General features: G+C 76.9%; 13 protein-coding genes. 12 read left to right on the top strand and 1 reads right to left on the bottom strand.

Annotated elements, in window-relative coordinates:
- The first annotated feature begins 4 nt into the window (after positions 1-4).
- Genes WJX68_RS11535 through hpt form a run of 3 tightly spaced genes read left to right on the top strand, consistent with a single transcriptional unit; the run spans position 5 to position 2,707 of the window.
- Complete coding sequence (locus WJX68_RS11535) at positions 5-982, top strand: zinc-dependent metalloprotease (protein WP_340289931.1); 978 nt, start codon at positions 5-7, stop codon at positions 980-982.
- Positions 961-2,088, top strand: coding sequence for a tRNA lysidine(34) synthetase TilS (gene tilS / locus WJX68_RS11530; RefSeq protein ID WP_340289436.1), 1,128 nt, complete (start codon positions 961-963; stop codon positions 2,086-2,088). The genes WJX68_RS11535 and tilS overlap by 22 nt, the downstream gene beginning before the upstream one ends.
- A 58-nt stretch (positions 2,089-2,146) precedes the next feature.
- Complete coding sequence (gene hpt / locus WJX68_RS11525; protein WP_340289433.1) at positions 2,147-2,707, top strand: hypoxanthine phosphoribosyltransferase; 561 nt, start codon at positions 2,147-2,149, stop codon at positions 2,705-2,707.
- A 6-nt stretch (positions 2,708-2,713) separates the two neighbouring features.
- Here the strand turns inward: hpt and WJX68_RS11520 are convergent, their stop codons facing one another.
- Positions 2,714-3,700, bottom strand: a complete 987-nt coding sequence (locus WJX68_RS11520; RefSeq protein WP_340289430.1) for a serine protease — start codon at positions 3,698-3,700, stop codon at positions 2,714-2,716.
- Positions 3,701-4,060: 360 nt separating this feature from the next.
- On the opposite strand from WJX68_RS11520, the gene ftsH reads away from it, so the two are divergent.
- The 9 genes from ftsH (at position 4,061) to panC (ending at position 13,262) form a co-directional block, all read left to right on the top strand.
- Positions 4,061-6,559, top strand: a complete 2,499-nt coding sequence (gene ftsH, locus WJX68_RS11515) for an ATP-dependent zinc metalloprotease FtsH (RefSeq protein WP_340289429.1) — start codon at positions 4,061-4,063, stop codon at positions 6,557-6,559.
- Between the two features lie 32 nt (positions 6,560-6,591).
- A complete protein-coding gene (gene folE, locus WJX68_RS11510; protein ID WP_422785693.1) occupies positions 6,592-7,206 on the top strand; it encodes a GTP cyclohydrolase I FolE in 615 nt (204 codons plus the stop codon).
- A gap of 49 nt (positions 7,207-7,255) precedes the next feature.
- Positions 7,256-8,086: a dihydropteroate synthase gene (gene folP, locus WJX68_RS11505; protein WP_340289926.1), complete on the top strand. Its 831-nt coding sequence runs from the start codon at positions 7,256-7,258 to the stop codon at positions 8,084-8,086.
- Positions 8,083-8,454 (top strand): dihydroneopterin aldolase, encoded by a 372-nt coding sequence (gene folB / locus WJX68_RS11500; protein ID WP_340289426.1) that lies wholly within the window; start codon positions 8,083-8,085, stop codon positions 8,452-8,454. Before folP ends, folB begins: the two co-directional genes overlap by 4 nt.
- Positions 8,451-8,966 (top strand): 2-amino-4-hydroxy-6-hydroxymethyldihydropteridine diphosphokinase, encoded by a 516-nt coding sequence (gene folK / locus WJX68_RS11495; protein ID WP_340289423.1) that lies wholly within the window; start codon positions 8,451-8,453, stop codon positions 8,964-8,966. Before folB ends, folK begins: the two co-directional genes overlap by 4 nt.
- The gene (locus WJX68_RS11490; RefSeq protein WP_340289420.1) at positions 8,963-9,499 is read left to right on the top strand and encodes a DUF3180 domain-containing protein; all 537 of its coding nucleotides are present in this window, start codon (positions 8,963-8,965) and stop codon (positions 9,497-9,499) included. The genes folK and WJX68_RS11490 overlap by 4 nt, the downstream gene beginning before the upstream one ends.
- A 37-nt stretch (positions 9,500-9,536) precedes the next feature.
- Complete coding sequence (locus WJX68_RS11485; protein ID WP_340289417.1) at positions 9,537-11,303, top strand: PrsW family glutamic-type intramembrane protease; 1,767 nt, start codon at positions 9,537-9,539, stop codon at positions 11,301-11,303.
- A 178-nt stretch (positions 11,304-11,481) separates the two neighbouring features.
- A complete protein-coding gene (locus WJX68_RS11480) occupies positions 11,482-12,378 on the top strand; it encodes a Rossmann-like and DUF2520 domain-containing protein (RefSeq protein ID WP_340289925.1) in 897 nt (298 codons plus the stop codon).
- Between the two features lie 41 nt (positions 12,379-12,419).
- Positions 12,420-13,262: a pantoate--beta-alanine ligase gene (gene panC, locus WJX68_RS11475; RefSeq protein ID WP_340289923.1), complete on the top strand. Its 843-nt coding sequence runs from the start codon at positions 12,420-12,422 to the stop codon at positions 13,260-13,262.

The raw sequence follows: 13,262 nt of genomic DNA, 5'->3' as shown, positions 1-13,262 counted from the left end.
GCTGATGCCCCCCGGGCCGCGCACCACCCCGCGGATCGCCGCCGAGCTGGTGGAGCGGCTGCGCGTCGACTCGGCGCGCGCGGAGGGCCACGTCCGCGAGGTCACCGGGCTCGGCGCGGGCCTGCCGCTGCTGCCCGCCGACGTGCTGGACCGCCCCGCGTGGGCGCGCGCCGCCATCGGCGGGATGGAGGCGCTGACCTCCGGAGCCCGGTTGCCCGCCTCGCCGTGGCCGCTGCGGACCGTCACCGCCGGGGCGTCCGGGCTGCAGGTCGGGGCGCTGCTGGCGTACATGGGCGCCCGTGTGCTGGGCCAGTACGACCCGTTCGGCGGGCCGGACGGCGCCGGGCGGCTCATCGTCGTCGCCCCGAACGTGCACGCCGCGTCGGAGTCCCTCGACGTCGACGGCGAGCAGTTCGGCCTCTGGGTCTGCCTGCACGAGGCCACCCACCGGCTGCAGTTCACCGCCGTCGGGTGGCTGCGCGAGCACTTCGCGGGCCTGGTCACCGAGCTGCTCACGCTGCAGGAACCCGACAGCGCGCGGCTGGCCCGGCTGCCCGACGCGATCCGCGCCCTGCGCGGCGAGGACGGCCGCAGGGCCGACGTGCTCGCCCTGGTCGAGCTGCTGCAGGGGCCCGAGCAGCGCGCCGTCCTGGACCGGCTGCTCGCGCTGTCGACGCTGCTCGAGGGGCACGCCGACCACGTGATGGACGCGGTCGGGCCGGACGTGGTGCCCGACGTCGCGCTGATCCGCCGCCGGTTCACCGAGCGGCGCCGCGGCGGCGGCCTGATCGACCGGCTCCTGCGGGCGCTGCTCGGCGTGGAGGCCAAGATGCGCCAGTACGCCGTCGGGGCCGCGTTCTGCCGGGCGGTCGAGCGCGAGGCCGGGATGGCCGGCATCAACCGGGCCTGGGAGTCCCCGCAGACCCTGCCGACCCGCGCCGAGCTCGACGACCCGCCCGCGTGGCTGCGCCGGGTCGGCTGAGCACCGACGCGGCCGCGGGCCGGGTGCGCCGCGCCGTCCGGGACGCCCTCGCACGGCTGCCCGACGACCGCCGGGCCGCGCCGCCGCTGGTCGGCTGCTCGGGCGGGGCGGACTCCACCGCGCTCGTGCTCGCCGTCCGCGACGCCGTCGACGGGCCGGTGCACGCCGCCGTCGTCGACCACGGGCTGCAGGACGGTTCCGCGGAACGCTCCGCCGCGCTCGCCGCGCGGCTGCACGACCGCGGGATCACCGCGACCGTGCACCCCGTCGCGGTCACCGGGGGCGGGGGACCGGAGGCGGCCGCCCGGCGCGCCCGGTACGCGGCGCTGCGTGCGGCGCGGCCGGCGCCGTCGTCGCCGGTGCTGCTCGGGCACACCCTCGACGACCAGGCCGAGACCGTCCTGCTCGGGCTGGGCCGGGGCTCCGGCGCCCGCTCGCTGGCCGGGATGCGGGAGTGGTCGGCGCCGTGGCTGCGCCCGCTGCTGGGCGTGCGCCGCGCCGACACCGCCGCCGCCTGCGCCGCCGCAGGGGTGCGGACCTGGGCCGACCCGCACAACGACGACCCCCGCTTCACCCGCGCCCGGCTGCGTCACGAGGTCCTGCCGCTGCTGGAGGACGTGCTCGGCGGCGGCGTCGCCGCGGCGCTGGCCCGCACCGCCGCCCAGCTCCGCGACGACGACACCGCGCTGTCCGCCCAGGCGGCCCGGGTGTACGCCGACGCGGTCCGACCGGACACGGACGGTGAACGCCCCGCGGCGCCACCCTCCCCCGGGACGGGTGATTCCGGTGACAGCACCGCCCCCGCCCGCGACGTCGCACCCGGGCCCGGCTCGGACGCCCGGGAGCCGTGCGGACCCGCCGCCACCGCGCTCGACGCGGCCGTCCTGGGCGCCGCCGCCCCCGCCGTACGGCGCCGGGTCCTGCGGGAATGGCTCGCCGGCCACGGCGCGCGGGCGGTCACCGACGCCCAGCTGCGCGCGGCCGACGACCTGGTCGGGGCCTGGCGCGGGCAGGGCGGACCGGCCCTCGGAGGCGGCTTGGAGCTGACCCGCGCCCGTGGCAGGCTCCTCGTGCGCCACCGCAGCCGGCGGCGTGACCGGGCGTGACCGCGGGCCGGTGCAGGGAGTCGACCGGGCCGGGGCACGGCCCGTGCGAGGGGGTCGGGTGTACGACGGGGACATCTCCTCGGTGCTGGTCACCGAGGAGCAGGTGCGCGAGAAGACCGCTGAGCTGGCCCGGCAGGTCGGCGGGGACTACGCCGACCTCGTCCGCGACGGCCGCGAGACCGACCTGGTCCTGATCGGCGTCCTGAAGGGCGCGGTCATGTTCATGACCGACTTCGCCCGCGCCCTGCCCATCCCGGCCCAGCTCGAGTTCATGGCCGTGAGCTCCTACGGCTCGTCCACGTCGTCGTCGGGCGTGGTGCGGATCCTCAAGGACCTCGACCGCGACATCGCGGGCCGCCACGTCCTGATCGTCGAGGACATCATCGACTCCGGCCTGACGCTGAACTGGCTGCTGGGCAACCTGCAGACGCGCTCGCCCGCGTCGCTGGAGGTCGTGACGCTGCTGCGCAAGCCGGACGCGGTGAAGGTCGACGTCCCGGTGCGCTACGTCGGCTTCGACATCCCGAACGAGTTCGTCGTCGGCTACGGCCTCGACTACGCCGAGCGCTACCGCGACCTGCCCTACATCGGCACGCTCGACCCGCGCGTCTACGCCTGAGCCGGCTCAGCGCACCCCGGGGCCGGCGGGCGTCGCGAGCGCCCGCGGGTCGAGCCCGGGCGGCGCCGCGGTGAACGCCGGGCCCACGGCGAGCGCCAGCCCGGGCGGGCCGTCGGTCCGGGCCGCGTAGTCCAGCGCCCGGGCCAGGTCGGTGTACTCGACGCTGGGCAGGTCCGCGGTGGTCGTCAGGCTCGACAGCACGCCGATCGCGCGGCCCTCGGCGTCGAGCAGCGGGCTGCCGGACTCCCCGGCGACGCCGTCCTGCACCGCGTACACCGCGTGGCCCCAGCCGCCGCCGACCTCCCCGGCGACCGCGCCGGAGCGCGCCCCGACCGAGCGGACACCACCGGGGCCGGGTGCGTTGGTCAGGCCGTAGACCGGGGTGCCGGGCGCGAGCGGGGCGGTGCGGACCCCGGCGGGCCCGCCGAAGAACGGCACCGCGGACCCGGTGTCCGCGGCCGACCCGGCCGGCAGCTCGACGAGCGCGAGGTCGTTGTAGGCGCAGACGTCCGGGTCGGTCTCCCCGCGGGCCTGCATGGTGTTCCACGAGCTCCAGGCCAGCGTCGCGGTGACGGTCCCGCCCCGGCCGTGCACCCGCACCGGGGTGCCCAGCGGCACAGCGGCCGAGGTGCAGCCGTCGGTCTCGGTCTCGTCGCCGGTGCCGCCGCAGTGCGCGGCCTGCGCGAGGAACGTACGGTCGCCCGCGGTGAACACGAACCCCGCGGTGCACAGTCCCGCACCCGTGGTCTCGGTGACGGTGCCCGGGCCGATCCCGGACGGCCCCACCGCCGGCAGCGGCCGGTGCGGGGCGGCCGCCTCGGCCCGTGCGGTCGTCGCGGGCGGGGCGGTGACCGCCGCCGGCGCCGTCGGTGCGGGGGCCGGGGCGACGGGCGCGGCCACGGCCGTCCCGACCGGGGTGGTGAACACCGCGAGCACCGCGGCGGCCGCCAGCCCGGCGGCCAGGACGGACACCGTCCGGCGGGGTCCGCTCACCGTGCCCAGCGCCATCCGATCCGCCCCTCCCGACCCGCACACGTCCCCGCTCGGCCGGACGGAGCAACCGCGAGCGCGTTCCGCCGCCGTCCGGGCACCGAGCGTGCCCCTACAGTTGTCCCACACGACGGTGTCGGGGTGTGCGTCGGGACACCCGCGTGGGGGAACCGGGCAGGTCGCCCGCACGTTGATCCTCCGACCGCCCCGCGTGGGCGGTCACCGGCCCGGTCCGCCCGGAGCACCCCACCGTTCGTGGGGCTATCCTGGCGGGTCAGGGCCCTCCGGCGGGGCGGTACACCGTCCGCCGCCGCTGCCGTGAACCACTCCCGGGAAGGTGAAGGCCACCCAGGCCGACGTTGCATGGACCGCAAGCGCCTGCTCCGCAACCCGCTGATCTGGATCCTCGTCGCGCTCCTGATCTACCTCGGGTTCAGCTCGCTGTTCGACGACACCCGCGGGTACACCGAGGTGTCGACGTCGGTCGCGCTGACCCAGGTCCAGCAGGGGAACGTCCGTGACGCACTGGTCGAGGACCGGGAACAGCAGCTCCGGCTGACCCTGGACCGCCCGATCCCGGTCGACGGCACCGAGACCACCCAGATCATCACGCAGTACCCGGCCCAGCTCTCCGGCCAGATCTTCGACCAGGTGCGCCAGGTCCCGGGCATCGCGCAGTACGACACGGTCGTGCGCCAGGACTCGTTCCTGTCCACGCTGCTGATCACGATGATCCCGCTGGCGCTCGTCCTGATCCTGCTGTTCTGGTTCCTGAACAACGCCCAGGGCGGCGGGAACCGGGTGATGAGCTTCGGCAAGTCCAAGGCCAAGCAGCTCAACAAGGACATGCCGAAGAACACGTTCTCCGACGTGGCGGGCGCCGACGAGGCGGTCGAGGAGCTCTACGAGATCAAGGACTTCCTGCAGAACCCGGGGCGCTACCAGGCCCTGGGCGCGAAGATCCCGAAGGGCGTGCTGCTCTACGGCCCGCCCGGCACCGGCAAGACGCTGCTCGCGCGGGCCGTGGCCGGCGAGGCGGGCGTGCCGTTCTACACGATCTCCGGCTCGGACTTCGTCGAGATGTTCGTCGGTGTCGGCGCCTCCCGGGTGCGCGACCTGTTCGAGCAGGCCAAGCAGAACGCGCCCTGCATCATCTTCGTCGACGAGATCGACGCGGTCGGCCGCCAGCGCGGCGCCGGCCTCGGCGGCGGGCACGACGAGCGCGAGCAGACCCTGAACCAGCTGCTCGTCGAGATGGACGGCTTCGACGCGCGCGGCGGGATCATCCTGATCGCCGCGACCAACCGCCCCGACATCCTGGACCCGGCGCTGCTGCGCCCGGGCCGCTTCGACCGCCAGATCCCCGTCGGCGCCCCCGACCTCGCGGGCCGCCGCCGGATCCTGGAGGTCCACGCCAAGGGCAAGCCCTTCGGCGACGACGTCGACTTCACCGCACTGGCCAAGCGGACCGTCGGGATGTCCGGCGCCGACCTGGCCAACGTCATCAACGAGGCCGCGCTGCTGACCGCGCGCGAGCACGGCAGCCGGATCACCGGAGCCGCGCTGGAGGAGTCGGTCGACCGCGTCGTCGGCGGCCCGCGGCGCAAGTCGAAGATCGTCTCCGAGCGTGAGAAGAAGATCACCGCGTACCACGAGGGCGGGCACGCGCTGGCCGCGTGGGCGATGCCGGACCTGGAGCCGGTCTACAAGCTCACGATCCTGCCGCGCGGGCGCACCGGCGGGCACGCGCTCGTCGTCCCGGAGGACGACAAGGGCCTCATGACCCGCGCGGAGATGATCGCCCGGCTGGTGTTCGCGATGGGCGGGCGCTCCGCCGAGGAGCTCGTCTTCCACGAGCCCACCACCGGCGCGTCCTCCGACATCGACCAGGCCACCAAGATCGCCCGCGCGATGGTCACCGAGTACGGCATGAGCGCCAAGCTCGGCGCCGTCCGCTACGGCCGCGAGCAGGGCGACCCGTTCCTCGGGCGCTCGATGGGCAACCAGGCGGACTACTCGCTCGAGGTCGCCCACGAGATCGACGAGGAGGTGCGCAAGCTCATCGAGGCCGCGCACACCGAGGCGTGGGAGATCCTCAACACCTACCGCGACGTGCTCGACGACCTCGTGCTGGAGCTCCTGGACAAGGAGACCCTCAACCGCCGCGACCTGGAGCGGATCTTCGGGTCGGTGGAGAAGCGGCCGCGGATCACCGCGTTCGACGACTTCGGCGTGCGCACGCCGTCGGAGAAGCCGCCGATCAAGACCCCGCGCGAGCTCGCCCACGAGCGCGGCGAGACCTGGCCGGAGCCCGACGAGCGCACCCCGGCCCCGATCGGGTCCGGCGCGGCCAACGGCTACGGCGACGCGCCCGGCACGCCCGGCGCCTCGCCGTTCCCCGCGGGCGGGTCGGCCCCGGCCCGGCCGGACGCCCCGGACGACGGCGGCTACGGCACCCCGAACGGCGGCACCCCGAACGGCGGCGCCCCGCACCACGGCGCCCCCGGCAACGGTGTCCCGGCGCACGGCGGCCCGGCGCACGGCGGCCCGGCGCACGGCGGCCCCGGCAACGGCTACGCCGCACCGGGCAACGGCCACCCGGCGAGCCCGGGGCCCTACGCGGGACAGCAGCCGCCCAACGCCGTCGCCCCGAACTACGGCGCCCCGCCGGACTGGCGCCCCGCCACGACCCCGCAGGGGCAGAGCTGGCCGCCGCCGAACTGGGCGCCGCCACAGCAGCCCGGCCCGCAGCCCGGCCACCACGGCAACGGCGCCGGTGCGCACGGCAACGGCGCACCGGGCGGACGCGACACCGACGCCGGCGACCAGCGGCGCGGCCACGACCCGGAGGCAGGACACTGAGCACGTCGACGACCGACGGACGCCCCGCACCGGTGGAGTCCGCCGCGGTGGCGGCCGGGGTGACCCAGGCCGTGCCCGGCGGGGTCGACCTCGACCGTGCGGAGCGCGCCGTCCGGGAGCTGCTGATCGCGATCGGGGAGGACCCGGACCGCCCCGGCCTCGCCGAGACCCCGGCGCGGGTCGCGCGGGCCTACGGCGAGATCTTCGCCGGGCTGTTCGTCGACCCGGACACCGTGCTGGAGAAGACCTTCGACGAGGGCCACGGCGAGCTCGTGCTGGTCAAGGACATCCCGATGTTCTCGACCTGCGAGCACCACCTGGTGCCCTTCCACGGCGTCGCGCACGTCGGGTACATCCCCGCCGTCGACGGGCAGGTCACCGGCCTGTCCAAGCTCGCCCGGGTGGTCGACCTCTACGCCAAGCGCCCGCAGGTGCAGGAGCGGCTGACCGCGCAGATCGCCGACGCGCTCGTGCGCAAGCTCGACCCGCGGGCGGTGATCGTCGTGCTGGAGGCCGAGCACCTCTGCATGGCGATGCGCGGCATCCGCAAGCCCGGCTCGCGCACCACCACCTCGGCGGTCCGCGGGCTGTTCAAGAGCTCGGCGTCCTCCCGGGCGGAGGCGCTGTCGCTGATCAGGGGGTCCTGACGTGGTCGCCCCGGACGGAGCTCTCCCCGAGCTCGGCCGGTGCGCCGTCATGGGCATCCTGAACGTCACCCCCGACTCCTTCTCCGACGGCGGCCGCTACCTGGACCGCTCGCACGCGGTCGCCCACGGGGTCGCCATGCGCGACGCCGGTGCCGACCTCGTCGACGTCGGTGGCGAGTCGACCCGGCCCGGCGCGCAGCGCGTCGACGCCGCGACCGAGCGCGACCGGGTGCTGCCGGTGGTGCGCGACCTCGTCGCCGAGGGCGTACGGGTCAGCGTCGACACCACCCGCTCCGAGGTCGCCGCGGCCTGCGTCGAGGCGGGCGCGGCGATGATCAACGACGTCTCCGGCGGGCTGGCCGACCCGAGGATGGCCGCCGTCGTCGCGGAGAGCCGGGCCCCGTGGGTGATCATGCACTGGCGCGGGCACAGCGCCGGGATGGCCCAGCTGGCCGGGTACGAGGACGTCATCGGCGAGGTGCGGGCCGAGCTCGTCGCGCGGGTGGACCACGCGGTGATGGCCGGGGTCGACCCGGGCCGGATCGTGCTGGACCCGGGTCTCGGGTTCGCCAAGACCGCCGCGCACAACTGGGCGCTGCTGCGCCGCCTCGACGTGTTCGTCGACCTCGGGTTCCCGGTGCTCGTCGGTGCCTCGCGCAAGCGGTTCCTCGGCGAGCTGCTGGCGTCCGCCGAGGGCGAGCCGCGCCCGGCCGCGGGCCGCGACGTCGCGACCGCGGCGATCAGCGCGCTGGCCGCGAACGCCGGGGCCTGGGGCGTGCGGGTGCACGACGTCGACTCGACGATGGACGCGATCGCCGTCGCCGCGGCCTGCCGGCTCGGCGCGTCGCGCGCCCGCACCCCGCGGGAGAGCGGGCGGTGAGCGGGGGCGACCGCATCGAGCTGCGCGGTCTGCGGGTCCGAGGGCACCACGGGGTGTTCGACCACGAGAAGCGCGACGGGCAGGACTTCGTCGTCGACCTCGTCGTGCACGCCGACCTGGCGCCCGCCGCCGCGTCCGACGACCTCGCCGACACCCTGCACTACGGCGAGCTGGCCGAGCTGGCCGCGGGGATCGTCGGCGGCCCGGCCCGCGACCTCATCGAGGCCGTTGCCGGGGAGGTCGCGCAGGCGGTGCTGGACTTCGACGCCCGCATCGACGGGGTCGAGGTGACCCTGCACAAGCCCTCCGCGCCGATCCCGCTGACCTTCGACGACGTGGCGGTGGTCGTGACGCGGAGCCGGCCGTGACCCGCGCCGTGCTGTCCCTCGGGTCCAACCTCGGCGACCGGCTCGCGCACCTGCGCGCGGTCGTCGCGGACCTGGGCTCGGCGGTCGTCGCGGTCTCGCCGGTGTTCGAGACGGCGCCGTGGGGTGTCACCGACCAGCCCGACTTCCTCAACGCGGTGCTCGTCGCGTCCGACCCCGGCCTCGACGCGTGGGGCTGGCTGCGCCGCGGGCAGGCGCTGGAGGACGCCTCGGGGCGGGTCCGCGAGCAGCGGTGGGGCCCGCGCACCCTCGACGTCGACGTCGTCCAGGTCGACGGCGACGACGGCCCGGTCCTCTCCGGCGACCCGGAGCTGCTGCTGCCGCACCCCGGCACCCCGCAGCGGGCGACGGTGCTGCTGCCGTGGCTGCTCGCCGAGCCCGGCGCCGTCCTGCACGGGCACGGGCCGGTCGCCGGCCTGCTCGACGCGCTCGGCCCGGACGGGCTCTCCGGCGTGCACCGCCGCGACGACCTCGTCCTGCGGGACCCGGTGTGACCGCCCCCGGACCGGACGGCGGCCGCCGCGGGCCGGGTCCGGGCGGCGACCCGCGCCCGACGGTGCGGCCCACCCGGGTGCGCGACGTGGCCGCGATCGCCGTGGTCGCCGCGCTGCTCGGCAACATCGGTGTCCAGCTGGCCTACGGCTCGCTGCCCGCGCTGCCGGTCGCGGCGGCCGTGGTCGTCGCGGCGCTGGCCGCGGCCGAGGCGGCAGGGGGGTTTGTGCTGCGCCGCCGGATCGCCCGGCGCGACGGCGCGGCCCCGGTCCCCGCGCTCGTCGCGGCCCGTGCGGTGCTGCTGGCCAAGGCGTCGTCGGTCGGCGGCGCGGTCGTCGCCGGGCTGTGGGCGGGCGTGCTCATGCACACCCTGCCGCGGGCCGCCGTCGTGGTCGCGGCCGCCGACGACAGCGTCGTCGCCGGGATCGGGCTGGTCAGCGCGGTCGCGCTGGTCGCGGCGGCGCTGTGGCTGGAGCACTGCTGCCGGGCCCCGGACGATCCGGACGACACCGACGGGGGCATCCGCTCCACCTGAGCGCGCGCGGCGCGGCGGTTCTCTAGGCTCGACGCCCATGACGTCCCCGACGCTCGGCCGTCCGTACCCCGCGGTGCCGGCGCCGTCCGCGAAGCGCCGGGGCGTGCTGCTGCCCGTCGCCGGCCTGGTGCTGCTGGCGCTGCTCGCCGTGATCACCGTCGGCGTGCTGCAGCGGGCGATCGGCACGGCCGGTGTCGTGGTCGGGACGCTGGCCGCGCTGCTGCCGGTCGTGCCGGTGGTGGCCGCGTTCCTGTGGGTGGACCGCTGGGAGCCCGAGCCGCCGCGGATGCTGATGGGCGCGTTCCTGTGGGGTGCCGGGTTCGCCGCGCTGGTGGCGCTGACGCTCAACACCAGCGCCTCGGCGGTGCTCGACGCGGCCGCCGGGCGCGGCGCGGGCGACCTGTTCGGGCCGGTGGTGGTCGCCCCGGTCGTCGAGGAGTTCACCAAGGGGCTGTTCCTGGTCGGGCTGCTGCTGTTCCGGCGCCGCGAGTTCGACGGGATCGTCGACGGCGTCGTCTACGCCGGCATCGTCGCCGCCGGGTTCGCGTTCAGCGAGAACATCCTCTACCTGGGCCGCGCGGTCTCCGACCCGGAGACGGCAGGCGTGCTCGCGACGCTGTTCGTCCGCGGGGTCGCCTCGCCGTTCGCGCACCCCCTGTTCACCTGCATGCTCGGCATCGCGGCCGGGGTCGCGGCGGCCAGTCGCAGCGTCGGCGTGCGGGTGCTCGCCATGGTCGCCGGCTACGTCGCCGCGGTCGTGCTGCACGCGCTGTGGAACGGCGCGTCGGTGCTCGCGGCCTCGCCCGGGGCCTTCTACCGGGTCTACGCCTTCGTGATGGTCCCGATCTTCGCCGGGCTGGTCGCGCTGGTGGTGCTCGCCCGGCGCCGGGAGGCCCGCATCGTCGCGGCGCAGCTGCCCGGGTTCGCGGCCGCCGGCTGGATCGCGCCGAGCGAGGTGCCGCTGCTGGCCCGGCTCTCGCGCCGGCGCGGCTGGCGGACGCTGGTCAGGCGCCGGTCCGGCCCGGCCGCGGCCAAGGCCGTCGCGGAGTACCAGTCGGCGGTGACCGAGCTGGCGTTCATGCGGAACCGGATCGCCCGCGGTGCCGTGCAGGACAGCGCGCACGCCCTGCACGACGAGAAGCTCGCGGCGCTGCTGCGGGCCCGCGCGGTGGCCGTCGGGGTGCCGGAGGCGCTGGTGGCGGCCTGGGCGCAGCAGCGTCCGACGGGCTGGGAGCCGCCGCCCCCGGCCGCGCCGGACGGCAGCTTCTCCGGCCAGTTCCGCATCCCGACCTTCCCCGACGACGGCGGCGCGGCCGCCTCCGCGGGCCCCGCGGTCCCGCCCGTGCCGGGCGGGGCACGGTGGAGCCCGCCGTCCGGCGGGCCGGCCGGGGGCGCGCCGACCGGAGCCTTGCCCGCCGCCGGTCCCGCCGCGTGGTCACGGCAGCCCGGCACGCCCGAGCACGTCCTCCGGCCCGGCCCGTCCGGGACCGGCCGCCCGCCCGGTCCGGACGGTCGTCTCCCCCCGCACGGCGCGCCCCCGCAGGGCGCCCCGCGGCAGCCGGGACCCGGTGGCGGGGCGGTCCCCGGCGCCGGCCCGGGCGGGCGACCCGCCCCGGTGGCCGCACCGGACCGCGGCCCCCGGCCGGTGGAGACCGGGACCGCAGGCGACGGCGTCACCCGTCCGGTCCGTCGTCCGGAGGGCCCGCCCGCGGGGGGCCGCCACCACGACGACCCGTCGGACCCCGGCCCGACCCGCCCGATGCTGCGCCCCGGCGACGACCCGGACCGGCCCGCCGCCCGCTGACGCGGCCCGGTCACCGGCCACCCCCCGGGGTGAGGCCGGTCTCAGGAGCACGCGGGCCGGCCCGGGGCCCGTCTACCCTCGCGTCCGGCGCACGGCCACCGGAGGTCGTGGGCACACCGCGGATTGCCCGACCGGTACCCCTCGCGGACCGGAACGGGAGGAAACGGACCTGACTGTGATCGATCCCGGCCGCCCCGCGCGGCTCGCCGTCGGCGTGGTCTCCGCCGGACGAGTCGGTTCGGTACTGGGAGCCGCGCTCGCCCGCGCGGGCCACCACGTCGTCGCCGCCTCCGGGGTCTCGCAGGCCTCGGTGCGCCGCGCCGGGGCCCTGCTGCCCGACGTCCCCCTGCTCCCGCCCGACGAGGTCTGCACCCGCGCGGACCTGGTCCTGCTCGCGGTCCCGGACGACGTCCTGCCCGGCCTGGTCCGCGGCCTCGCCGCCGCCGGCTGCTTCCGGCCCGGGCAGATCGCCGTCCACACCGCGGGGTCGCACGGCGTCGCCGTGCTGGACCCGGCCGCCGAGCAGGGCGTGCTGCCGCTCGCGCTGCACCCGGCCATGACCGTCACCGGCCGGCCGGAGGACGTCGACCGGCTCACCTCGTGCTGCATCGGGGTGACCGCGAGCGGGGACCCGGAATCCGCGGTCGGCTGGAGCGTCGCCGAGGCGCTGGTCCTGGAGATGTCGGCCGAGCCCGTCCGGATCCCCGAGGACGTGCGCCCGCTCTACCACGCGGCGCTCGCCCACGGCGCCAACCACCTGACGACGCTGGTCGGGGACTGTGTGCAGCTGCTGGAGGGCGCCGGGATCCGGCCCGCCGAGCGGCTCGTCGCCCCGCTGCTGTCCGCGGCCCTGGACAACGCGCTGCGTCACGGCGACCGCGCGCTGACCGGTCCGGTCGCCCGCGGCGACGCTGGCACCGTCCGCACCCACCTGCGCCACATCGGCGCCGCCGACCCGGACCTGGCCGCCGGCTACCGGGCGCTGGCCGCCCGCACCGCCCACCGGGCCGCCGCGGCCGGCCTGCTCGGCGACGCCGGGCTGCACGACATCGAGACCGCACTGGAGGAGAAGTGAGCACCCCCGGCTCCACCCGCAACGGCTACGGCGCCGGCCGCCTGACCGTGCACGCCGACCCGGCGACGCTGACCCCGGTCACCCGCGCCCTGCGCGGCGCGGGCCGCAAGATCGTCCTGATCCCGACCATGGGCGCCCTGCACGACGGCCACCGCGAGCTGATCCGGCACGCGAAGCGGATCCCGGGCGCCGTCGTCCCGGTCGTGTCGATCTTCGTCAACCCGCTGCAGTTCGGCGCCGGCGAGGACCTCGACCGCTACCCGCGCCCGCTGGAGGCCGACCTCGAGGTCTGCTGCTCCGAGGGCGTGGAGCTGGTGTTCACCCCCGGCGTCGAGCACATGTACCCCCCGGGCTCGGAGACCCGCGTCGCGGCCGGCCCGCTCGGGGACGAGCTGGAGGGCGCGTCGCGCAAGGGGCACTTCGACGGCGTCCTGACCGTCGTCTCGAAGCTGTTCCACATCGTCGGCCCGGACGTCGCCTTGTTCGGCGAGAAGGACTACCAGCAGCTCACGCTGGTCAGGCGGATGGTGCGCGACCTGGACTTCCCGACCCGCGTCGTCGGCGTCCCGACCGTGCGCGAGGACGACGGCCTGGCCCGCTCCTCGCGCAACGTCTACCTCGACCCCGAGCAGCGCCGCGCCGCCGCCGTGCTCTCGCGCGCGCTGGCCGCGGGCGCCGCGGTGTCCGCGCGCGGGCACGACGCCGTGCTCGCCGCCGCCCGCGCCGAGCTGGAGTCCGAGCCCGGCGTCGAGGTCGACTACCTGGAGCTGCGCGACGCCGAGCTCGGCCCCGCCCCCGGACCGGGCGGTGGCGACGGCCGGCTGCTCGTCGCCGCCCGCGTGGGCCCGACCCGCCTCATCGACAACGCCCCCATCGCGTTCTAG

The sequence above is a fragment of the Pseudonocardia spirodelae genome (assembly GCF_037727765.1).
Taxonomy (GTDB): Bacteria; Actinomycetota; Actinomycetes; order Mycobacteriales; family Pseudonocardiaceae; genus Pseudonocardia; species Pseudonocardia spirodelae.
The sequence above is the reverse complement of the archived record's forward strand: the minus strand, read 5'-3'. Positions and strand labels throughout refer to the sequence as shown.

Bases quoted from the DNA above. Each gene is read 5' to 3' on its own strand.
- folP (WP_340289926.1), top strand. From the start codon at position 7,256: ATGGGCATCCTGAACGTCACCCCCGACTCCTTCTCCGACGGCGGCCGC.
- WJX68_RS11535 (WP_340289931.1), top strand. From the start codon at position 5: ATGCCCCCCGGGCCGCGCACCACCCCGCGGATCGCCGCCGAGCTGGTG.
- WJX68_RS11485 (WP_340289417.1), top strand. From the start codon at position 9,537: ATGACGTCCCCGACGCTCGGCCGTCCGTACCCCGCGGTGCCGGCGCCG.
- ftsH (WP_340289429.1), top strand. From the start codon at position 4,061: ATGGACCGCAAGCGCCTGCTCCGCAACCCGCTGATCTGGATCCTCGTC.